The organism is Streptomyces hundungensis, assembly GCF_003627815.1.
Lineage (GTDB): Bacteria > Actinomycetota > Actinomycetes > Streptomycetales > Streptomycetaceae > Streptomyces > Streptomyces hundungensis_A.
The window spans coordinates 5,999,396-6,020,380 of the sequence record NZ_CP032698.1; the positions used below are offsets into that span (position 1 = coordinate 5,999,396).

Consider the following 20,985-nt stretch of genomic DNA (forward strand, 5'->3'; position numbering starts at 1 on the left):
AACGGGTTTTCAGGGGCGCGGGGAACTGCGCGGGAAGCGACCGCGGCCCGCACCCGAAACGCCTTGGGGCTCCGCCCCAAACCCCGTTTCGCGCCTTAAGGGCGCTCGTCCTCAATCGCCGGACGGGCTGTAGGTGCCCCCCGGCACCGAGTAGTTAAGGGGCGCGGGGAACTGCGCGACCAGCCACGCACGGCGTGCAGACGAAAACGGGTTTTGGGGCGCGGGGAACTGCGCGGGAAGCGGCCGCGGGTGGTCATCGTCCTGGGGCGGGCCCGGACGACACCCGGCCCCGTCAGGGAATGACGTACCGGCGCGACACTTCCCGCGCCGTACCGTGGGCCCGTGCTGCTGCCCGTGAACGTCACGCTCGGGGTCGTCCTCGCCGTCCTGCTCCTCGCGGCCGCCGGCGTCGCCGCGGCCGCGCGGCTGGGGCGGCATCGCGAGATCCTGGTCGCCGGGGTGCGGGCGGCGGTTCAGCTCGCCGTGGTCGCCCTGGTGATCCACTGGGTGGTCGGCTCGGTACCGCTGCTGCTCGGGTTCCTCGCCCTGATGTACGCCGTCGCCGTACGCACCGCGGGCCGCCGCCTGACCGCCAACCGCACCTGGTGGTGGGCGGCCGCCCCCATCGCGGCCGGCGTCCTGCCCGTGGTGGTGGCGCTGCTGCTCACCGGGCTCGTCCCGGTCAAGGGCATCGCGCTGATCCCGGTCACCGGCATCCTCATCGGCGGCGCGCTCACCGCGACCGTGCTCGGCGGGCGCCGCGCCCTGGACGAGCTGACCGCGCGGCGCGGCGAGGTGGAGGCCGCGATGGCGCTCGGCCTGCTCGACCGCGACGCACGCCTGGAGATCGCCCGGCCGGCCGCGTCCGACGCGCTGCTTCCCGGTCTCGACCAGACCAGGACGGTGGGCCTGGTCACCCTGCCGGGCGCGTTCGTCGGCATGTTGCTGGGCGGCGCCTCACCCGTGCAGGCGGGCGCGGTCCAGCTCTTCGTCCTGGTCGCGCTCATGGCCGTACAGGCCGTCGCGGTCTCGGTGGTGCTGGAGCTGGTCGCGCGCGGCAGGGTGCACCGCGACGTCCGGGAGCTCGGTCCCTGATGGGGCGCGCGCGGCGTGCCGTACCCTGGATGACGCAGAAGGGGAGTAGCTCTTCGCCGGAACGTCGACATACTGCCGAGTCCCCCAGGGGTTCTTGGCCGGCGCCCGGAGGCGAGTGCCCGCGAGGGCCCCGCCAGCGAGACCTTCGGCCGCAGTGACCTGACCCTTCATGGCGCTGCCGAGCCGAAGCGACCCCGGATCCGGTGGAACCGCTCTCGGAGCGGACGCGCCCGAACCGATTGAGGAACCCCTTCCGTGCTCAGCTTCACGATCATGGCGATCACCTTCGGTGTGATCTTCCTCGCCGAACTCCCCGACAAGACCGCGCTCGCGGGACTGATGCTCGGCACCCGCTACAAGGCCTCCTACGTCTTCGTCGGCGTCGCGGCCGCCTTCGCCGTGCACGTCGTCCTCGCCATCGCGGCGGGCAGCGTGCTCACCCTGCTGCCGCACCGGCTGCTCCAGGCGATCGTCGGCGTCCTCTTCCTGGCGGGCGCGGCGATGCTGCTCTTCAAGAAGGACGAGGACGACGAGGAGGTCAAGGCCCCCTCCGACCAGTCGTTCTGGAAGGTGTCGGGGGCGGGCTTCATGCTGATCCTGGTCGCCGAGTTCGGCGATCTGACCCAGATCATGACCGCCAATCTCGCCGCCCGTTACGACAACCCGCTCTCCGTCGGCATCGGCGCGGTGCTCGCCCTGTGGGCGGTCGCGGGCCTCGGCATCGTGGGAGGCCGCGCGCTGATGAAGCGGGTGCCTCTGCGCCTGATCACCAAGGTCGCGGCCTGCCTGATGCTGGCCCTGGCCGGCTTCAGCCTCTTCGAGGCGATCACGGGCTGAGGCCGCCCGCACGGCGGCGAGCGCGGGCCGTCCGCACCGCCGTCGTGCACGCGAGCGTGCGCCTACGGAAACGGCCCCCGTGGTAGGACGGGGGCCGTTGGTCCGTGGTGGCCCGGGCGGGCCTCGCGGAAGGGATCGGCGTGGCCGGGCGGGGCCTCGCGAAGGGGGCAGCGTGGCCGGGGCGGGCCTCGCGGAGAGGTCAGCCGGCGATCTCCAGGCGCAGGGTGCCGTCCGCCTCGGCGGTGACGGTGACGTGCGTGAGGTCGGGGACGTACGCGGTGGGCTCGTGGGCGTTGGCGCGCGGGCCCACGCCCACGACCCGCATCCCGGCCGCCCGGCCCGCCGCGATGCCGGCCTCGGAGTCCTCGAAGACGACGCACTGCGCCGGGTCGAAGCCCAGCTCGGCCGCGCCCTTGAGGAAGCCCTCCGGGTCCGGCTTGCTCGCGCCGACGCATTCGGCGGTGACCCGCACGTCGGGCATCGGCAGACCCGCGGCCGTCATACGGGCCCGGGCGAGCGCCGCGTCGGCGGAGGTGACCAGCGCGTGCGGCAGGCCGGCGAGGGAGGCCATGAAGGCGGGCGCCCCGGGGACCGGGACGACGCCGTCGGTGTCGGCGGTCTCCTCGGCGAGCATCACCTTGTTGTCGGCGTGGTTCTGCTCCATCGGCCGGTCCGGGAGCAGCAGGGCCATCGTCGCGTACCCCTGGCGGCCGTGCACGACCTTGAGGGCGGCCTCCGGGTCGAGGCCGTGGCGCTCCGCCCAGCCGCGCCAGCAGCGCTCCACGACGGCGTCCGAGTTCACGATCGTCCCGTCCATGTCCAGGAGGAGGGCGCGGGCGGTCAGAACGGTGGTCGTCGTAGCGCTGGCCGGCATCGGCGAACTCCAGGTCACGGGAGTGGGGGGGCACGGAAACACAAAGGTGACCCCCGCCCGCCGGTCAGGGAGGAAACAGGCAGGGATCACTTTGTTTCTCCACGATACAAAACGCGGGGGGTGTTGCGCCACCCGCCCCCTCCCCAGGGCCGCGAGGCCGTCGCCAGGCCGGGCCGCGAGGGCGCGCTCCTCCCTGCGGTGTGAGCCCGCGTCCCGGACGAGATCCGCCGGACAGGCCCTAGGGCTGATCGGTCATCGACTCCAGGGCCTGACGGGTCGGCGGGCCGTAGACCCCGGCCGGGTCGCCGCTCACCCCCGTGTACGACTGGAAGTCACGCACCGCGCGCTCGGTGCGCGAGCCGAAGGTGCCGTCCGCATGGCCGCTGTAGAGCCCCAACTGGGCCAGCCGCTCCTGGAGTTCGAGAACGCCCGGTCCGCTGTCGCCGCGCCGCAGCGTCGTGCTCGGCGGGGGCGCCACCGGCTTGCCACCGGTGGAGGCGGAGGGTCCTGGCGCGGAGGGCGAGGGCGTCGGGGTGTGTTTCGACGGGGTCGGCGAGGCGGCCCTGGACGCGGAGGCGGAGGGCGTCGGCGAGGGCCGCGCGGAGGGGGAACGGCTCGGGGTGGCCTTCTTCGAAGGGCTCGCGGAGGCCGACGGGGTCCCGGCGGGCGCCGTGTCGCCGCCGCTGTAGGGCAGGCCGGTGTCCGCCGCGTCCGGCAGCGCCCGCTTCGGCGTGGCGTCGTCGGCGAACAGGGTGCTGGCGAAGGCCGCCGTGGCGATGACGACCGCGGCGGCCGCGCCCGCGGTCAGCGCGACGAGACGGCGACGCCTGCGGGGCGCCCCCGCGCCGTCCGGCACGGTGGGACGCGGAGCCCGCACGGGATCGGGCCGCGCCGCCGCAACCACCGCGCCCAGCCGCATCGTCCGCTCGGCGTCGGGGACGCCCACGACGCCCGAGGGGCCCTCGTCCGGCGCCGCCGAGGCGTTCGGCAGCATCACATACGGGCGGATCCGCAGCGGGTCGAACTCCTCCGTCGCGGCGGCCTGTGCCGAGCGTTCGGCGTGCAGCGTCTGGGCGGCGCGCTCGGCGCAGACACAGCCGGGTCTGCCGTCCACCCCGCGTTCCGCACCACATTCAGGACAGCCGTGTCCGGTCATCGTCGGGTTCCCTCCCCATGGGCTGCGAGCGATTATGCCGGGCGGCCCGAGCCGCTGTGCCGGGGCCGCCCGGGCGGCCCCGGGGCGCCTGGCCGAGCCCGGCAGGCCATTTCCGTACATTCCGATCAAGATGGGGGGACGAGTCGCAGCACCTACGACGAGTCGCCGCACACACACCGATGGGACGTGGCCATGGCTCAGCGAACCGCCCCCGCCGCCGTCGCCCCCGGCGCGGGGCACGAACGGCGGAACGTACTGGTCGCCATCGGCGCGCTGCTCCTCGGCATGCTGATCGCCGCGCTCGACCAGACCATCGTGTCGACCGCGCTGCCGACCATCGTCAGCGACCTGGGCGGGATGGAACACCTGTCGTGGGTCGTCACCGCGTACATGCTCGCCGCGACCGCCGCGACCCCGCTGTGGGGCAAGCTCGGCGACCAGTACGGCCGCAAGAAGCTGTTCCAGCTGGCGATTCTCATCTTCCTCATCGGCTCGGGGCTGTGCGGCATCGCGCAGAACATGGGCGAGCTCATCGGCTTCCGCGCGCTCCAGGGCCTGGGCGGCGGCGGCCTGATGGTGCTGTCCATGGCGATCGTCGGCGACATCGTCTCGCCCCGCGAACGCGGCAAGTACCAGGGCCTGTTCGGCGCGGTCTTCGGCGCGACCAGCGTGCTCGGCCCGCTGCTCGGCGGGTTCTTCACCGAACAGCTCAGCTGGCGCTGGGTGTTCTACATCAACCTGCCCATCGGGGTGATCGCGCTCCTCGTCATCGCCGCCGTGCTGCACATTCCGGCGCGCGGCACCCGGCACACCATCGACTACCTGGGCACCTTCCTCATCGCCTCCGTCGCGACCTGTCTGGTCCTGGTCGCCTCGCTCGGCGGCACGACCTGGCCCTGGGCCTCGGCGCGGATCATCGGGCTCGCGGTGCTCGGTGTGCTGCTGCTCGTGGTCTTCGTCGCCGTGGAGCGCAGGGCGGCCGAGCCGGTCCTGCCGCTGAAGCTGTTCCGGGTGCGCACCTTCACCCTCGTCGCGGTCATCAGCTTCATCGTGGGCTTCGCGATGTTCGGCGCGATGACGTACCTGCCGACGTTCCTCCAGATCGTGCGGGGCATCTCACCCACCATGTCCGGGGTGCACATGCTGCCGATGGTCCTCGGCATGCTGCTGACCTCGACGGCGTCCGGCCAGATCGTCTCCCGCACCGGACGCTGGAAGGTCTTCCCCATCGCGGGCACGGCCCTCACCACGATCGGCCTGCTGCTCCTGCACCGGCTCACCGAGACGAGCTCCACATGGGAGATGAGCCTCTACTTCTTCGTCTTCGGCGCCGGCCTGGGCCTGGTCATGCAGGTCCTGGTGCTGGTCGTGCAGAACGCCGTCGACTACGCGGACCTGGGCGTCGCGACCTCCGGCGCCACCTTCTTCCGCTCCATCGGAGCCTCGTTCGGCGTGGCCATCTTCGGCACGATCTTCACCAACCGGCTCACCGGCAAGCTCTCCGACGCCCTGGCCGGACAGCCGCTGCCACCCGGCACCGGCCCCGCCACCATCGCCGCCGACCCGCACACCATCGCCCAACTCCCGCCCGCAGCAAGGCCGTCGGTGCTGCACGCCTACGCCTCGTCCATCACCGACGTCTTCCTGTACGCGGCCCCGGTCGTACTCCTCGCCTTCGTGACGGCGTGGTTCCTGCGGGAGGACAAGCTGCGCGGGGCGGTCACCGCGCCCGACACCAGCCAGACCCTCGCGTCCAACCCCGTCGAGCGTTCCTCGTACGACGAGTGCGCGCGGGCCCTGTCGGTGCTCGGCACCCGCGAGGGACGCCGGGAGATCTACCGGACGATCACCAAGAAGGCGGACCTGGACCTGCTCCCGGCGGCGAGTTGGCTGCTGCTGCGCATCAACAAGTACGGCTCCGCCGAACCCGCCATGCTCGCCGAACGCAGCCCCGTACCGATCCAGGTCATCACCGAGGCCGCCCGCCAGGTCGAGGAGCGCGGGCTCGCCCGGCGCGAGGGCCTGCCCCTGGTGCTGACCGAGCCGGGCCGCGAGGTCGCGGTGCGGCTCGTGGCGGCGCGTGAGGAGTCGCTCGCCGAACTGCTCGGCGACTGGTGGGGCCCGAACCGGCCCCGGGACCTGGTGAAACTGATCGCCGAGCTGTCCTCGGAACTGTCCGGCTCGGACGGCGAGCAGCCGACGGGCCCCGCGCCCCACCACGGCGGCAGGGCCTGAGCCCCGCTGTCACAGCTCCTTCGCGAACCAGCGCTCGCTGTAGGGCCCCTGGTTGTACGGGTCGATCTCGCGATAGCCGTGCTTGGCGTACAGGCCGCGCGCCTCGACCAGATCGTGCCGGGTGTCCAGCGCGATCCGCCGGGCGCCCAGGCGACGCGCCGCGTCCTCCAGGGCCGACAGGAGCGCCCCGCCGCCCCCGGTCCCCCGCGCGAAGGGGCGGACGAACACACGGGTGAGCTCGGCCGTCGCCGGAGCCGTGCCGTCGATGACGGGGGCCTTCGCACACAGCAGTACGCCCCCGCACGCCGCGGGCCGCCCCTGGAAGCGGCCGACCACGAAGTCCCCCGTCGGCGGCCAGAGGCGGTCCGCGCCGTCGTCGGTGAGGCCTTGCTCGATCTCCTCATCGGTGGCGGCCCGGCCGTACCAGCGGCTCGCCACCTCGTCGTAGTAGTCGCGCCTCAACAGGCTCGCGTCGGGGGTGTCGGGCCGCTCAACAGCCATGATCCAGCTCATGGATCACTGACTATCCCGGCGGCGGGGGCCCTGACCACCGAATTAAATCCGGCCCCGCCGCGCCACGGCTGCGGCTCGGCTCACGACGGAACCGGCCGGGGCTCACGACGGAACCGGCCGGGGCTCACTCCGTGGGCGCGGCCTGCTGCACGACTTCGAAGGACCACAGCGTGGACCCCGAAGCGGCGGGCTTGGGCCGCTCGCCGCCCTCGCCCTGAGCGCCGCCGTGGGAGCCGCGCATGGAGGTCGCCATCCAGTTCTGGAAGTCCTCCTCGCTGCGCCAACGCGTGTAGACGAGGTACTGGTCGGTGCCCTCCACGGGCCGCAGCAGCTCGAACCACTCGAACCCGTCCGAGCCCTCCACCGAACCCGCCCGCGAGGCGAACCGCTTCTCCAGAACCTCCCGCTGCTCGTCCGGCACGGTCAGTACGTTGATCTTTACGACGCTGGGCACGCGACACCTCTCGTCAGAAGGCCGCCGGGGCGGAGGCCTTCGGATCGTCCATGAAAGAGCAGTGTGCTCCATGGCCGGGTCAAGACGGTGTGAGGCGGCGTGCCCCGAGCGTGCGGCGGAGGGCTAGGCCGGGCGGCTGTGCGAGACGGGCTCCGGGAGTTGGGCGTCCCCCCGTCGCCTGCGTCGGCCGCGCACGGCCAGGACTGTTCCGAGAGCCCCCGCGAGCAGGACCGCCAGCGCGCCGCCCACCGTCACCAGCCACAGCGGAGCCCCGCCCACCGTCATCAACTCATCGGTGTACCAGGTCCGTTGGAAGCCCGTGTCATCGGCGGCCCGGGTCAGTTCGTGGTCGCCCGTGATGCGCGAGGGCCGGGTGAAGAACTGCGTCAGGGCGGTCAGATAGACCGGTCCGGTGCCTCCCGTCAGCTCGGCCAGAGGGCCCGAAGGGTGCTCGACATCGCCCGCGAACAGGGTCTCGGGCCGGTCACCCCCGATCGTGGAGGCCGTCTCCATCCGGTGGTCGGCCAGCACGTACAGGTCCAGGGTCTGCGGCGTCTTCGCCAGGCGCGACAGGCGCATCGGATAGATGAGCCGGTCGCTGGCGAAGCTCAGGCTCAGCGGGTCCAGCGGGCCGCCGAGGGCCCGGCCCGGACGGTCGGGCGCCAGACGGATCGCGACGTACTCCCACTTCTGGTCGACGTAGGGGCGCAGCTCGGTGGAGAGGGCGGGCGGGAGCTGGAAGCCGTTGCGGCTCAGCCAGTCGCGCAGCGCCGTCGGGTCGGAGGCGGTCAGCCGGGCCACGTCGAAGGGGCCGAGCCGCTCCCTGCCGACCACCTCCACGGGCGGCTTGGCGGCCGGCCGGGGCGCGCCGTCGCCGACGCTGCGGTCCCGGGCGAGCGGCCAGTCGCCGCTGCGGGGCCAGAAGTAGGTGCGGGTGCGGTGCACCGGCGCGGAGAGCCGCTCCAGCTCATCGAAGAGTTGCCGGTCGCCGAGCTTCACCGTCGCCCGGCTCGGCACCGGCATGATCCACGCGGCTTGCGGCGCGTTCCCGTCGACGGTCAGGCGCATCACGATCTGCTCGTGGTGGCCGTCCCAGCGCACCGCCGACGTCTCCTGGCGCACGCTGAGCTGCCGTCCGCTCTGCGGCACCATCGCCCCGCACCCGCAGGCGTACGCCGGTGCCACGAGGGAGCCCAACTGCAAGGCCACCAGCGCCAGCGCCACCAGCAGCACCCGTCGCCACGGCCGCCGGCCGTCCCCTGTGCGCCGCAGTCGTCCCGTGCCGTCCCGCATGTCCGCGTACCCCCGTGTGATCGACCGACGGGAGGTACGACGGCGTGGCGGCGCCTTCGGTTCCGCTACGGCCTCGTGTCGCGTCCCGTTCCGAGCAGCGCGACGTGACCCGGCATCGCGATGCCGGCGGCGAGGGCGGGATCGGGCTCGGGCGGTCCGAAGTGGCTGTGCAACGGCACCACCCCGGCCCACAGCCCCAGCTCCCCGTCGGGCCCCTGCCCGTCCTCGGGCGGGCCCGACGCGGTCTTCACGGACGCCTCCTCCAAGGAGAGGGCCAGGAGTGAAGTGGCCGCCAGTTCCCTGGAGTTGGGGCGCCGGGCGTAGTCCCACTGTCCTGGGGCGCAGTGCTCGGTCAGGACGCGGAGCCCGTGCAGCAGCTCGTCCCCCTCGGTGATCAGCCGGGGCACGGCGTACACCATCGCGCTGCGGTAGTTGACGCCGTGCTCGAAGACCGACCGGGCCAGCACGAGCCCGTCGATGTGGGTGACGGTGACGCAGACCGTCGCCCGGGGCGCGGCCACGATGCTGCGGGAGGCGACCGAGCCGTGCAGGAACAGCGTCCGGGTCGCGAAGTCCACCCCGTACACCGTCGGCACCACCATCGGTGTGCCGTCCACGACGACCCCGAGATGGCACACGAAGCCGGCCTTGAGGATCGCGTCGAGGTCCTCGACCCGGGTGCTGCCCTGCTCGCGAAGCCGCCGGTGCCGGGTCCGCTCGGTGACGGCCAGCCCGACCGGCGCGGCCGGCTCAGGTCGGGCGTGCTGATCCGGTTGCTGTACGTCCATTTCCCTGCCGATTCCGTTGCGAAGGAGTACTGACGCAACTGTTTCAGCAGGACGGGTAAGCGGACAAGGGGCAGCGGCCGACCGGCATCGGGCGCGCTCCCGAGCGGAGGGGGCTCCGGGAGGAGACAGGGGCGGGGCGTAGGGGGACGGCCCCTGCCTCCCGGTCGTGAAAAGGGTCAGCCGTGAATCACCCGGAGGCCCTTGATCCCGTTCAGCCAGGCAGACCGCAGACGGCGGGGGTCGCCCGCCAGGCGCAGATCGGGCAGGACGTCCGCGATCGCGTTGAAGATCAGGTTGATTTCGAGCACGGCCAGGGACTTGCCCAGACAGAAGTGCGGACCGCCGCCGCCGAAGCCGAGGTGGGGGTTGGGGTCGCGGGTGATGTCGAAACGGTCCGGCTCCTCGAAGACCTCCGGGTCGTTGTTGGCCGAGGAGTAGAAGATGCCGACCCGGTCGCCCGCCTTGATCTTCTGGCCGCCGAGCTCGGTGTCCTGGGTCGCCGTGCGCTGGAAGGCGACGACCGGGGTCGCCCAGCGCACGATCTCCTCGGCCGCGGTGACCGGGCGCTCGCGTTTGTAGAGTTCCCACTGGTCGGGATGGGTCAGGAAGGCGTGCATCCCATGGCTGATCGCGTTGCGGGTGGTCTCGTTGCCGGCCACCGCGAGCAGGATCACGAAGAACCCGAACTCGTCGGAGAGCAGATTGCCCTCGCCCTCGGCCGCCACCAGCTGCGAGACGATGTCCTTGGCCGGGCACTCCTTGCGCGCCGCCGCCAGGTTCATCGCGTACGACACCAGCTCCATCGCCGCCTCGGCGCCGATCTCCTCGGTGATCGCGTACTCGGGATCGTCGTACGCGGCCATCTTGTTGGACCAGTCGAAGATCTTGGTCCGGTCCTCCTGGGGGACGCCGATCAGCTCGGCGATCGCCTGGAGCGGGAGCTCGACGGCGATCTGGGTGACGAAGTCGAAGGCGCCGTCGTTCTTGTCGGCCTCCGACAAGGCCGCGTCCACGATGCCCCGGGCCCGGTCGCGCAGCGCGCCCTCCAGGGAGCGGATCGCCCGCGGGGTGAAGCCGCGCTGGACGATCTGACGGACCCGGGTGTGTTCGGGCGGGTCCATGTTCAGCATGATCAGCTTCTGGACGTCGATCTGCTCCCGGCTGATCGACTCGTTGAAGCGGATCACCGCGGTGTTGGTGTGGGAGGAGAACAACTCCGGGTGGGTGGAGACGTACTTGACGTCCGCGTGCCGCGTCACCGCCCAATAGCCGTCGTCCTGGAAGCCGGAGATGCCGGTCGGCTGGGCGCACCACCAGACCGGTGCGGTCTGTCGCAGCTCGGCGAACTCCGGGTGCGGTACGCGGGATTGGAGCAGGTCGGGGTCGGTGAAGTCGAACCCGTCGGGCAGGTGGGGGCAACGCATCGGCCACTCCATGTCTGACGGCCCATCAGAATTTGTGGGAAAGGTAATAACGGGTTCTACAACAAGCAAGGCTCGCGGCAGCATCTGTTGCGCACCGAACTCCCCACGCGGGCCGTGCACAACCCTTGCGTACCGGGGGTAGCTCTCATAAGACTGCACTCAGAACTAGAACGCGTATCAGTTCGTTTGGCCGTGCGGTGCCGGGACACCCAGCGGCTGTGTCAGGAGAGGACGAGCTCATGGCCGCGGAACCCGTCATCGTCGAAGCCGTACGCACGCCCATCGGCAAGCGCGGGGGCGCGCTCGCCAATCTGCACCCCGCCTATCTGCTCGGCGAGACCTACCGCGAACTCCTCGGCCGCACCGGCATCCACGCCGACTGCGTCGAACAGATCGTCGGCGGTACGGTCACCCACGCCGGCGAGCAGTCCATGAACCCGGCGCGCAACGCCTGGCTCGCGGTGGGCCTTCCGTACGAGACCGCCGCGACCACCGTCGACTGCCAGTGCGGATCCTCGCAGCAGGCGAGCCACATGGTCGCCAACATGATCGCGGCGGGGGTCATCGACGTCGGCATCAGCTGCGGCGTGGAGGCGATGTCGCGGGTGCCGCTCGGCTCCGGCTCCAAGCACGGCCCGGGCAAGCCCTGGCCCGACGAGTGGAACGTGGACCTCCCCAACCAGTTCGAGGCGGCGGAGCGGATCGCCCGCAACCGGGGCCTGACCCGTGAGCGCGTCGACGCCCTCGGCCTGATGTCGCAGGAGCGGGCGGCGGTCGCCTGGGCCGAGGAACGCTTCAAGCGCGAGACGTTCGCGGTGCAGGTGCCCACGACCGAGGAGGAGCAGGCGGCCGGGCAGGGCATGTGGCGGCTCGTCGACCGCGACGAGGGGCTGCGCGACACCTCGATGGAGGCACTGGGCCGGCTCAAGCCGGTGATGCCGACGGCGGTCCACACGGCGGGCAACTCCTCGCAGATCTCCGACGGTTCGGCCGCGATCATGTGGGCGTCCAAGCGGATGGCCCGCGCCCTGAAGCTCAAGCCCCGGGCCCGGATCGTGGCCCAGGCGCTGGTCGGGGCCGACCCGCACTTCCACCTCGACGGGCCCATCGACGCGACGCGCGCGGTGCTGGGCAAGGCGGGGATGTCCCTGCGCGACATCGACCTCGTCGAGATCAACGAGGCGTTCGCGTCAGTGGTGTTGAGCTGGGCGCAGGTCTTCGAGCAGGACCTGGAGAAGGTGAACGTGAACGGGGGTGCGATCGCGCTCGGGCATCCCGTCGGGGCGACCGGGGCTCGACTCATCGCGACGGCGTTGCACGAGCTGGAGCGGCGGGGGAAGGAGTTTGCGTTGGTGACGATGTGTGCGGGCGGGGCGCTGGCCACAGCCACCATCCTCCAACGCCTATAGCCCCCGGGCGCCTCGCCCCCGGCCCCCCGGCCGGCCCTCAGGGCTCCAGGCCTCCCCACCCGGGCCTGCTGTTGCGCAGTTCCCCGCGCCCCTAAACCCTCCCGAACCTGCGGGCCGTGGTCGCTTCTCGCGCAGTTCCTCGCGCCCCCAAGAAACCCGTTTTCGTCTGCGGGCCGTACGTGGCTGGTCGCGCAGTTCCCCGCGCCCCTGGCAGGACTGGTGCCGGCCCGGACGGGACTTGGGCGCGCAGTTCCTCGCGCCCCTAGCTACTCGGTGCTGGCCAGCACCTCAGCCTGTCATGGGGGTCCCCCCTGGCCCTTAAGGCCTTGGGGGAGATTGAGGACGAGCGCCGTTCAGGCGCGAACGGGGGTGCAGGGGGCGGAGCCCCCGCGGGGGTCTGGGGCGCAGCCCCAGGGCTCAGCCCGTTCAACGCGCCGCACGGGCGGGTGGGTGGGAAAACGCGTCGGGGTCTGGGGCGGAGCCCCAGGGGGCCCGGGCCAGCCAACCCCCGTCACGGGTGGGTGGTGGGCAAAAGGGGCCCGGGGTCCGGGGCGAATCCCCGGGGTTGGGGGTGGGTCAGTACCAGTTGTTCTGCTGCCAGAAACTCCAGGCGCCGCACGGGCTGCCGTACCGCTCGTTCATATAACCCAGCCCCCACTTGATCTGGGTCGCCGGATTCGTCTGCCAGTCCGCCCCCGCAGACGCCATCTTCGAGCCGGGCAGAGCCTGCACGAGCCCGTACGCCCCGGAGGACGCGTTCGTGGCCGACGGATTCCAGCCGGACTCATGGTTCACGATCTTGCTGAAGCACTGGAACTGATCGGACGGCATCATCTGCCGCGCAATCGCCTGCGCACTGGTCGGCGCGGCCTGGGCCGGCACGGCGGCGAGGGCGACCCCGGAGGCGGCCAGCAGCGTGGCACCGGCGGCGGCGACGGACTTCTTGCGAGCGGTGAAACGGGCGGCGAAAGACAACGCGAAACCTAACCTCGGGGGCATGGGCGCCGCACTCCGCCGGAGGTTTCGAAGACCTCCACGGCGAGGGAACCCGTCATGCGTCGGCCCAGGAAGCGGACCGGTTGGTTCCGGCGACTCGCACAGTTGTAACGGGCCTTGGGGGCGGCCCGCAATGACCCCGTGTACTAGTGGGAGTCGCACTCGGGGTGCAACGACCCGCGCCGTGCAAGCAGGGGTGAAGCCCAGGTCAGCCCGGTCGCGCGGGGGCGCCTGGAGCACGTCCCAGGGCCACTATCGCGCCTCGTAGAGGACCATCGGCCTGTGGGCGGCCTCACCCCGCGGGGACGCCGTTCAGTCCTCGAATGTGACCTGGGCCTCGAAGGCCGCGCGACGCGTCGCCCGCCGCAACGCCTTGAGCAGGGTGGTCCCGAGGGTCAGCGTCAGCACCACGGTGAGCGCCGCCCGCCCCAGGTCCCAGCCGAGCGAGGTGGCCGCGCAGTACGCGAAGAACCGGATCAGGTTGTCGTGCAGCGGGTCGCCGGGGTGGAAGGAGATCCCCGAGGACAGGCCGCCGATGAAGGTCCAGCCCTGGAGGTTCATGACCGTCCCGTACGCGAACGAGGCCAGCGCGCCGTAGAGGGCGAGCAGTGCGCACTCGGCCCGGCCGCGCAGCCGGTGCGGTCCCGGCAGCAGACCCGCGCCCATCGTGAACCAGCCCATCGCGAGCATCTGGAACGGCATCCACGGTCCGACCCCGCCGGTCAGCAGCGCGGAGGCGAACATCGTCACCGAGCCGAGCACGAAGCCGAAGCCGGGGCCGAGCACCCGGCCGCTCAGCACCATCAGGAAGAACATCGGCTCCAGGCCCGCCGTGCCCGCGCCCAGCGGACGCAGCGCCGCGCCCACCGCGGCGAGGACGCCGAGCATCGCGACGGCCTTGGCGTCCATGCCGTCGTCGGCGATGGTGGCGATCACCACACCCACAAGGAGCGGAAGCAGCGCGGCGAAGAGCCAGGGGGCGTCCCTCGCGTGCGCCAGGCCGGAGTTGGCGTCGGCCAGCAGCGGCCAGCCGAAGACGGCGATGCCGATGAGGGTGATGAGGCTCAGGGCCACCACCGCGCGGGGGCCGAGCCGTACGGCCGGTACGGCCCGCCCGGCATGGTCGGGTCGTGTGCGCTTGGCGGGCCCGGTGGGCTCGGGCGGCTCCGTGGTGTGCGTCACGACAGCGCCTCGCGTACTTGGGAGACGGTCAGCCAGTGCTGGGGCGCGAGGACCTTGGCGATCTGCGGGGCGAAGGCGGGCGACGAGACGACCACCTCGGCGGTGGGGCCGTCCGCGACGACCTCGCCGCCCGCGAGGATCACGACCCGGTGGGCGAGTTCGGCGGCCAGCTCCACATCGTGGGTGGCCAGCACGATGGCGTGCCCCTCGGCGGCGAGCGCCCGCAGTACCTCGACCAGACGGGCCTTGGCCGCGTAGTCCAGGCCGCGGGTCGGCTCGTCCAGGAGGAGCAGGGGAGGACGGCCGGTCAGGACGATCGCGAGGGCGAGGGCCAGGCGCTGGCCCTCGGACAGATCACGGGGATGCGTGTCGTCGCGTACGCCCGGCAACAGCGCCGAGACCAGCGACCGGCAACTGCCCGGGGCCGCCCCCGCATCGGCGTCCGCGGCGGCGCACTCGGCGGCGACGGTGTTGGCGTACAGCAGGTCCCGCGGCTCCTGGGGTACGAGGCCGACCTCGCGGATCAGTTCGGCCGGCGGGGTGCGGTGGGGGGTGCGGCCGCCCACGGTGACCGAGCCCGTGGTGGGCTCGACCATGCCGACGAGGGTGTTGAGGAGGGTGGACTTCCCGGCGCCGTTGCGGCCCATCAGGGCGATGATCTCGCCCGGGGCGACCGTGAGGTCCACCCGGCGCAGCGCCTCCACGCGGCCGCGGCGTACGCCCAGGGCGGTGGCGGTCGCCGTGCCGGTGGGGGCGGGGGGCGTCTGCGGGCGGCGGAAGAAGCGGGTCAGCGTGCGGGGTGCCGCGGCGCGGGGGCGGGGTTCGGCGGGCCGGGCTTCAGTGCGGGGTTCGGCGGCGACCCGGGTGGAGAGTTCGGTGCGCAGGGGGCCTGATCTGCGGCGGGCGTCGCGTACCGAGAGGGGGAGGGGGGTCCAGCCCGCCAGGTGGCCCAGGGCCACCACCGGGGGGTGGACGGGGGAGACCTTCATGATGTCGGCGGGGGTGCCCATCATCGGGGGCGCGCCGGGGGAGGGGAGGAGGACCACCTGGTCCGCGTACTGGACCACCCGCTCCAGGCGGTGCTCGGCCAGCAGCACCGTCGTGCCCAGGTCGTGGACGAGGCGCTGGAGGACCGACAGGACGTCCTCCGCGGCGGCCGGGTCCAGGGCCGACGTCGGCTCGTCCAGGACCAGCACCTTCGGATGCGGAGTGAGGACCGACCCGATCGCGACCCGCTGCTGCTGGCCGCCGGAGAGCGTGGCGATGGGCCGGTCGCGCAGCTCCGCGAGGCCCAGCAGATCCAGGGTCTCCTCGACCCGGCGGCGCATCACGGCCGGGGCGAGCCCCAACGACTCCATTCCGTAGGCGAGTTCGTCCTCCACGGTGTCGGTGACGAAGTGGGCGAGCGGATCCTGACCCACCGTGCCGACCAGGTCGGCGAGTTCGCGCGGCTTGTGGGTGCGGGTGTCGCGGCCGTCGACGGTGACGCGGCCGCGCAAGGTGCCGCCGGTGAAGTGCGGGACGAGTCCGCTGACCGTACCGAGCAGCGTCGACTTGCCGACCCCGGACGGACCGACGAGCAGGACCAACTCCCCTTCGGGGATGGCCAGTTCGACGTCGCGCACGGTCGCCTCGTCGGCGCCGTCGTAGGTGACCGACACGTTCTCGAACCGGATCACGGGGATTCCTTCGGTGGTACGGGTGCGACGAACGCCGGGAGCAGACCGGCGAGCAGCGACAGCGCCGGCCACAGCGGCAGGCTCGGTGCGGCCAGGGGTACGACCCCGAGGGTGAGCGCCTCGGGAGCGTACGTACCGGTCCACAGGAGCAGCCCGGCGACCGCGACCCCGGACCCGGCCACCAGCCAGGACCGGACGCCCCAGCGGTCGGGCCGGTAGCGGGTACGCAGCTGGCGGCGGCCTCCGAGACGGAGCCCGGCCAGGGAGGCGAGCACCCCACCGGCCAGCACGGGAAGGCCGTACCCGGCGCCTTCGGAGGCGAGCAGTCCATACGTTCCCGCGCACACGCCCAACAGTCCGCCGAGCGTGAGGACGGTGGTGGTCAGGCGGACGGGGGCGGGGACCTGGGCGGTGCGGCCGTAGCCCCGTGCGTCCATCGAGGCGGCCACCGCGACCGAACGTTCCAGGGCGCCTTCGAGGACCGGCAGGCCGATCTGGGCGATGGCCCGGAGGCCCCCGGTGGGGCGGCCGCGCAGCCTTCGCGCGGTCCGCAGCCGTACGACGTCGGCGACCATGTTCGGCGCGAACGTCATGGCGACGACCACGGCGACGCCGGCCTCGTACAGGGCGCCGGGCAGCGACTTGAGGAGACGGGCGGGGTTGGCGAGCGCGTTCGCCGCGCCCACGCAGATCAGCAGGGTGGCGAGGCGCGCGCCGTCGTACAGGGCGAACAGCATCCCCTCGGCGGTGACCCGGCCGCCGACGCGGATGCCCTTCGCCCAGTCGGGAAGCGGGAGTTGGGGGAGCGTGAACAGGGTGTGGCTGCCGGGGATCGGCGAGCCGAGGACCACGTTGAACGCGAGACGGATGCCGACGACGAACAGCCCGATCTTGATGAAGGCGGTGTACGAGCGGGCCCAGGGGGCGTCGGTTTTGCGGGCGGCCACGACATAACCGGCGACGCCGACGAGGAGGCCGAGCAGGAGCGGATTGTTCGTCCTCGAAGCGGCCGTGGCCAGACCCAGCGCCCAGAGCCACCAGGCGCCGGGGTGCACGGCATTGCTCCGGCTCGCTTCGGGGGCGGCCAGCCGCCGGCTGGGCCTGCGCCGCGGCGCCGCGGCCTCCCGAGCGGGCGTTCCCGTTTCCCGAGCCGGCCTTCCCGTTGTCCGAGCGGGCGCCCCCGGTTCCTGAGCGAACATTCCCGGCGTCAGTTCCTGCGGCGGCGGGCTTGCCAGATCGCGGCCGCGCCCAGGGCCAACACCGCGGCGACTCCGGCCAGCAGGCCGACCGAGGGGCCGCTGTCGTGCCCGGTGTTCGCGGGCTCGGCCTTCGGCGCCGACGGGTCGGCCACCTGCTCGCCACAGCCCGTGCGCGGATAGCCGCCGATCGCGCACAGCAGGGCCGCGCTGTTGTAGCGCAGCGGCTTGGCCACGGCGGCGAGCGCGTCCGCGGTGGTGGCATCCGGCGGGACCTGGGCGCAGGCGTTGCGCGCGGCGGGCGGGGTCTCGCCCGGGGTGGCGTCCTCGGGCGTGCCGAAGTCGATGACGAGCGCGACCCGCTTCGTGCCGTCCTTGGTCGGCGTCGTACCGCACACCGCCTCGAAGGAGGGCGCCGTACGCGGCTGGGAGGCGTCCCTGGAGTCCGCGCTCACCGCGAAACGGAAGCCCTGCACCGAGCCGTCGCCGGGGTGCGCGGACGCCGGGCCCTGGGTGGCGTACGTCCACGCGTCGCCCGCCAGGTCCCAGAACGCCCAGTACCGGTAGCCGGCCGCCTGCGCCGGTCCCGCGCCGGTGGCGAGGACCACCAGGGCGAGGAGCGGCGCGGCGAACGCGGCGAGTCGCGTCCGCATCACAGCCGCTGGTTCTTCTTGCGGCCGCTGATCAGGAAGCCGACGCCGATGCCGGCGACCAGGCCGGCGCCGACGATCCACCAGACGGAGATGCCGTCGTCGTCCTTGGAGTGCGACGTCTGCGCGGAAGGGGTGGAGGTGACCGCGGTCTGCGGCGCCGGGCCCGTGGCGTTGAGGGACGTGACCAGGTTCAGGCCGCCGAAGTTGTTCGGGTCGGCGCCGGTCGCGTCCGCGGCGAAGACGAGCTGGGCGTAGGCGGCGGGGCCGTTCTCCTTGGCCCAGGCGCCCGCGTTCTTGGCCAGCCAGTCGGCGGACGCCTTCGCCTGCTGGGTCTGGCCGGCCGCGGCGAGGGCGACCACCGCGTCCGCGGTGTTGCCGAAGTCGGGCTGGTCGGTGGCGCCCGGCATCGCCGACTTCAGGAACCCGGTCGGGGCCAGCGTCTTGGCGAGGTAGGCGGATCCGTTGTGCGCGGCCTGCTCGGGGGTGGTGGCCCTCTCGCAGGCGGTGCCCTTGGCGTCGGCCGGGCCCGCGCCGGCGGTGAGGCCCTTGCCGAGCGCGCCGGTCACGGCGGCGGCGGTGGCGTCCGCGTTGGCGTACAGCTTCTGCGTCTTGGGGTCCGGCTGGAAGGCGAAGGCGCCCGGGCCGGCGGGGTCGTCGCAGGGCAGGGCGAAGGTGAGCAGCGCGTCGAAGGGGGTCTTGCCGCCCTTGGCCGACTTCACGTCGGCGGGCTTCTCGCCCGCGGCGGCGAGCGCGCCGACCACGATGGCCGTGGAGTTGGAGTCGCTGCCGCCCATGCCCGGGGTGTACGGCCAGCCGCCGTCGTCCTGCTGGACCGACTTCAGCCAGCTGACGCCCTTCTTGATGGCGTCGGCGTGACCCCCGACCGCGACGAACGCCTGCACCGCGGCGGCGGTGGCGTTGGTGTCGAGCTTCTTCGGGTCGCACGCCGTGGCGGTGTCCGCGCGGAACGACGTGAACGAGCCGTCCGCGCACTGCTGCCCGGCCAGCCAGGCGATGGCCTGCTCGGCGGGCTTGACGTTGGTCTTCTCCTGGGCGAGGAAGGCGAGGGACTGCCGGAAGACGCCGTCGAACTGGGGGTCCTTCGTGCCGTACAGGCCCGGCGGGAGCGCCGCGGGGGAGGGCGTGCCGTCGGCGAATGCCGCCGGGGCGGCACCGCCCAGGACGGCGGTGGCGGCGGCGAGCGCGGCGGTGAGCGCTGCGGCGCTGCGGCGTACGGTCATGGCGGGCGGTGCCTCTCCTGCGGTGGAGCGCGGGCACGGGCGCGCTGCACCCGGCTCTGCTCCGTATGCCTCGACGGTGCGGGGTCACCTGCGGTGTGCGGGTGACGGTGAGCCTGTCATGCGGTGACGGGGCGTTCCGCGGTCGCCGTGGTGGGCGGCGTTACGGATCGCCTCTGCTCGGGCTGAGCCGAGATCTCGGCGCCGGGATTGCCCCGGCTTCCCCCCGTACGGGCACGACGACGACCCACCCACCCTACCCGCCCCCCTTCCACCCCGATCCCCCCGGGGACACGCCCCCCGAGACCCCTTGTCCCGCGCAGTTCCCCGCGCCCCCATGAAACCCGCCTTCGTGTGCGGACCGTGCCCGCTTCTCGCGCAGTTCCCCGCGCCCCTGGCAGTACTCGTGCTGGCCCGCGTGAGGGTTGGTCGCGCAGTTCCCCGCGCCCCTTAACTACTCGGCGCTGGCCAGCACCTCAGCCCGTCCGGCGATTGAGGACGAGCGCCCTTAAGGCGCGAACGGGGTCTGGGGCGGAGCCCCAGGAGGCCCGGGCCATCCAACCCTGCGCCTACGGGCGGGTGGGTGGGGAAGGTGCCTTGGGGTCTGGGGCGGAGCCCCAGGGAGCCGGGCTGTCCAACGGGCGGGTGGGTGGGCAAACGGGCCCCGGGGCTACACGGCGTGGTAGCGCGCCGGGCTGCCACCCACCCGCACGACGCGGCCCAGTTTCTCCAGGCGCCGCACATGCGCCTCCGCCTCCGACACCGCAATCGTCCGCGACCCGTCCGGAATCTGCCCCCAGGGCCGGTTCCACTCCATGCGTTCCGCCAGCTCCCACGGCGTGAGCGGTGCGGAAAGGAGGGAAAGGAGCCCCGCCAGCCGCTCCTCGTGGTGCGCCAGCAACTCCCGCACCCGCACCCCCGGTTCGGCGAACGCGTGCTGATGCGCGGGCAGCACCTCGGCCACCCCGAGCCGGCCGACGCGTTCGAGGGAGTCGAGGTAGTCGCCGAGCGGGTCGGTGGACTCGCCGTCGTCGGGGTCCTCGTACAGGCCGATGTGCGGCGTGATGCCGGGCAGCAGATGGTCCCCACTGAACAGCCGCCCGTGGCCCGGGAGTTGGGAGGGGTGCGCCTCCTCCAGGTGCAGGCAGACATGGCCCGGCGTATGCCCCGGCGTCCAGATCGCGCGCAGTCGGCGCCCGGCCAGCGGCAGCAGGTCACCCGGCACGATCTCGCGGTCCGGCAGCGCGGCCCGCAGCCCGGGCAGAGTGCGCGCACGGCCGGACGCGCGGGCCTGCCGCAGCGGGGCGATGTGCTCGTCGGGCGCGCCGACCGCGGTGAGTTTGGCGCACAAGTAGTCCAGCCAGACGCCCGGTTGGGCCTCCCGGGTGCGGCGTACGACGGCCGCGTCGGCCGCGTGCATCGCGATCCACGCGCCGGAGGCCTCCCTGACCTGGCCGGAGAGCCCGTGGTGGTCGGGGTGGTGGTGGGTGATGACCACCCCGTGCACGGCGGAGACGTCCGTACCGAGGGCGCGCAGTCCCGCGGTCAGGGTGTTCCAGGAGGCGGGGTCGTCCCAGCCGGTGTCGATGAGTACCGGGCCCCGGTCCGTGTCGACGAGGTGCACCAGGGTGTGCCCGAGCGGGTTGTCCGGGATCGGCACCTTGATGGAGTGGACCCCGCCCCCGTGGTCGCTCACCTGAGGCGCGGCTGGCTCCTGCGGCATGGAGTCCTCGTCTCTCCGGGGCTCGCGGCGGGACCCCAGGGGTGCGTGTCCGGCGGCCCGCCCTCCCGGTCACTATAACTAGAACCGGTTTCAATCCACGCCCCGATCACACAACTGCCCCGGCCGGACCCCTCATTGACCGCTCCCGCCCCGGCCCCGCTCCACCCGTGGACTCCTGCAACTAGAACTGGTATCAGTTCTGGGGAGGGGGCCCGCCCCGCACATCCCGCACCGCACCCG

At 72.8% G+C, this 20,985-nt stretch carries 18 protein-coding genes; 4 read left to right on the forward strand and 14 right to left on the reverse strand.

Translation table 11 applies throughout. From position 1 onward, the window contains the following. Window positions 1-342 precede the first annotated feature (342 nt). Both DWB77_RS26580 and DWB77_RS26585 read left to right on the forward strand, forming a co-directional pair. Window positions 343-1,095, forward strand: coding sequence for an ABC transporter permease (locus DWB77_RS26580; protein ID WP_120723779.1), 753 nt, complete (start codon window positions 343-345; stop codon window positions 1,093-1,095). A 255-nt stretch (window positions 1,096-1,350) separates the two neighbouring features. Next, window positions 1,351-1,932: a TMEM165/GDT1 family protein gene (locus tag DWB77_RS26585; RefSeq protein ID WP_120723781.1), complete on the forward strand. Its 582-nt coding sequence runs from the start codon at window positions 1,351-1,353 to the stop codon at window positions 1,930-1,932. A gap of 199 nt (window positions 1,933-2,131) precedes the next feature. On the opposite strand, the gene DWB77_RS26590 is transcribed toward DWB77_RS26585, so the two are convergent. Both DWB77_RS26590 and DWB77_RS26595 read right to left on the reverse strand, forming a co-directional pair. After that, the gene (locus tag DWB77_RS26590) at window positions 2,132-2,806 is read right to left on the reverse strand and encodes an HAD-IA family hydrolase (protein WP_120723783.1); all 675 of its coding nucleotides are present in this window, start codon (window positions 2,804-2,806) and stop codon (window positions 2,132-2,134) included. A gap of 238 nt (window positions 2,807-3,044) precedes the next feature. After that, the gene (locus DWB77_RS26595; RefSeq protein ID WP_246033647.1) at window positions 3,045-3,920 is read right to left on the reverse strand and encodes a peptidoglycan-binding protein; all 876 of its coding nucleotides are present in this window, start codon (window positions 3,918-3,920) and stop codon (window positions 3,045-3,047) included. Window positions 3,921-4,154: 234 nt separating this feature from the next. On the opposite strand from DWB77_RS26595, the gene DWB77_RS26600 reads away from it, so the two are divergent. Beyond that, window positions 4,155-6,197, forward strand: a complete 2,043-nt coding sequence (locus DWB77_RS26600; RefSeq protein ID WP_120723787.1) for an MDR family MFS transporter — start codon at window positions 4,155-4,157, stop codon at window positions 6,195-6,197. A gap of 9 nt (window positions 6,198-6,206) precedes the next feature. On the opposite strand, the gene DWB77_RS26605 is transcribed toward DWB77_RS26600, so the two are convergent. The 5 genes from DWB77_RS26605 to DWB77_RS26625 form a co-directional block, all read right to left on the reverse strand. After that, window positions 6,207-6,710 (reverse strand): GNAT family N-acetyltransferase, encoded by a 504-nt coding sequence (locus tag DWB77_RS26605; RefSeq protein ID WP_120723789.1) that lies wholly within the window; start codon window positions 6,708-6,710, stop codon window positions 6,207-6,209. 124 nt (window positions 6,711-6,834) lie between these two features. Then, a complete protein-coding gene (locus tag DWB77_RS26610) occupies window positions 6,835-7,164 on the reverse strand; it encodes an antibiotic biosynthesis monooxygenase family protein (protein ID WP_246033648.1) in 330 nt (109 codons plus the stop codon). 123 nt (window positions 7,165-7,287) lie between these two features. Then, window positions 7,288-8,457, reverse strand: coding sequence for a DUF2330 domain-containing protein (locus tag DWB77_RS26615; RefSeq protein WP_120723793.1), 1,170 nt, complete (start codon window positions 8,455-8,457; stop codon window positions 7,288-7,290). 65 nt (window positions 8,458-8,522) lie between these two features. Continuing rightward, window positions 8,523-9,245 (reverse strand): pyridoxamine 5'-phosphate oxidase family protein, encoded by a 723-nt coding sequence (locus DWB77_RS26620; RefSeq protein WP_120723795.1) that lies wholly within the window; start codon window positions 9,243-9,245, stop codon window positions 8,523-8,525. A 176-nt stretch (window positions 9,246-9,421) separates the two neighbouring features. Beyond that, the gene (locus DWB77_RS26625; RefSeq protein WP_120723797.1) at window positions 9,422-10,669 is read right to left on the reverse strand and encodes a cytochrome P450; all 1,248 of its coding nucleotides are present in this window, start codon (window positions 10,667-10,669) and stop codon (window positions 9,422-9,424) included. Window positions 10,670-10,908: 239 nt separating this feature from the next. On the opposite strand from DWB77_RS26625, the gene DWB77_RS26630 reads away from it, so the two are divergent. Beyond that, the gene (locus DWB77_RS26630; RefSeq protein WP_120723799.1) at window positions 10,909-12,078 is read left to right on the forward strand and encodes a steroid 3-ketoacyl-CoA thiolase; all 1,170 of its coding nucleotides are present in this window, start codon (window positions 10,909-10,911) and stop codon (window positions 12,076-12,078) included. A 576-nt stretch (window positions 12,079-12,654) separates the two neighbouring features. Here the strand turns inward: DWB77_RS26630 and DWB77_RS26635 are convergent. From DWB77_RS26635 to DWB77_RS26665, 7 genes are all read right to left on the reverse strand, one after another. Continuing rightward, window positions 12,655-13,077, reverse strand: coding sequence for a transglycosylase SLT domain-containing protein (locus DWB77_RS26635; protein WP_120723801.1), 423 nt, complete (start codon window positions 13,075-13,077; stop codon window positions 12,655-12,657). A gap of 309 nt (window positions 13,078-13,386) precedes the next feature. Continuing rightward, window positions 13,387-14,292, reverse strand: coding sequence for an ECF transporter S component (locus DWB77_RS26640; RefSeq protein WP_428985197.1), 906 nt, complete (start codon window positions 14,290-14,292; stop codon window positions 13,387-13,389). After that, window positions 14,253-15,935 (reverse strand): ABC transporter ATP-binding protein, encoded by a 1,683-nt coding sequence (locus DWB77_RS26645; RefSeq protein WP_120723805.1) that lies wholly within the window; start codon window positions 15,933-15,935, stop codon window positions 14,253-14,255. Before DWB77_RS26645 ends, DWB77_RS26640 begins: the two co-directional genes overlap by 40 nt. After that, on the reverse strand, window positions 15,932-17,134 hold the full coding sequence (locus DWB77_RS26650) for an energy-coupling factor transporter transmembrane component T (RefSeq protein ID WP_120723807.1): 1,203 nt from the start codon (window positions 17,132-17,134) through the stop codon (window positions 15,932-15,934). The genes DWB77_RS26645 and DWB77_RS26650 overlap by 4 nt, the downstream gene beginning before the upstream one ends. A gap of 8 nt (window positions 17,135-17,142) precedes the next feature. Next, complete coding sequence (locus DWB77_RS26655; protein ID WP_120723809.1) at window positions 17,143-17,784, reverse strand: SCO2322 family protein; 642 nt, start codon at window positions 17,782-17,784, stop codon at window positions 17,143-17,145. Beyond that, window positions 17,784-19,025, reverse strand: coding sequence for a prenyltransferase/squalene oxidase repeat-containing protein (locus tag DWB77_RS26660; RefSeq protein WP_120723811.1), 1,242 nt, complete (start codon window positions 19,023-19,025; stop codon window positions 17,784-17,786). Before DWB77_RS26660 ends, DWB77_RS26655 begins: the two co-directional genes overlap by 1 nt. Window positions 19,026-19,692: 667 nt before the next feature. After that, the gene (locus DWB77_RS26665; protein ID WP_120723813.1) at window positions 19,693-20,745 is read right to left on the reverse strand and encodes an MBL fold metallo-hydrolase; all 1,053 of its coding nucleotides are present in this window, start codon (window positions 20,743-20,745) and stop codon (window positions 19,693-19,695) included. Window positions 20,746-20,985: the final 240 nt, after the last annotated feature.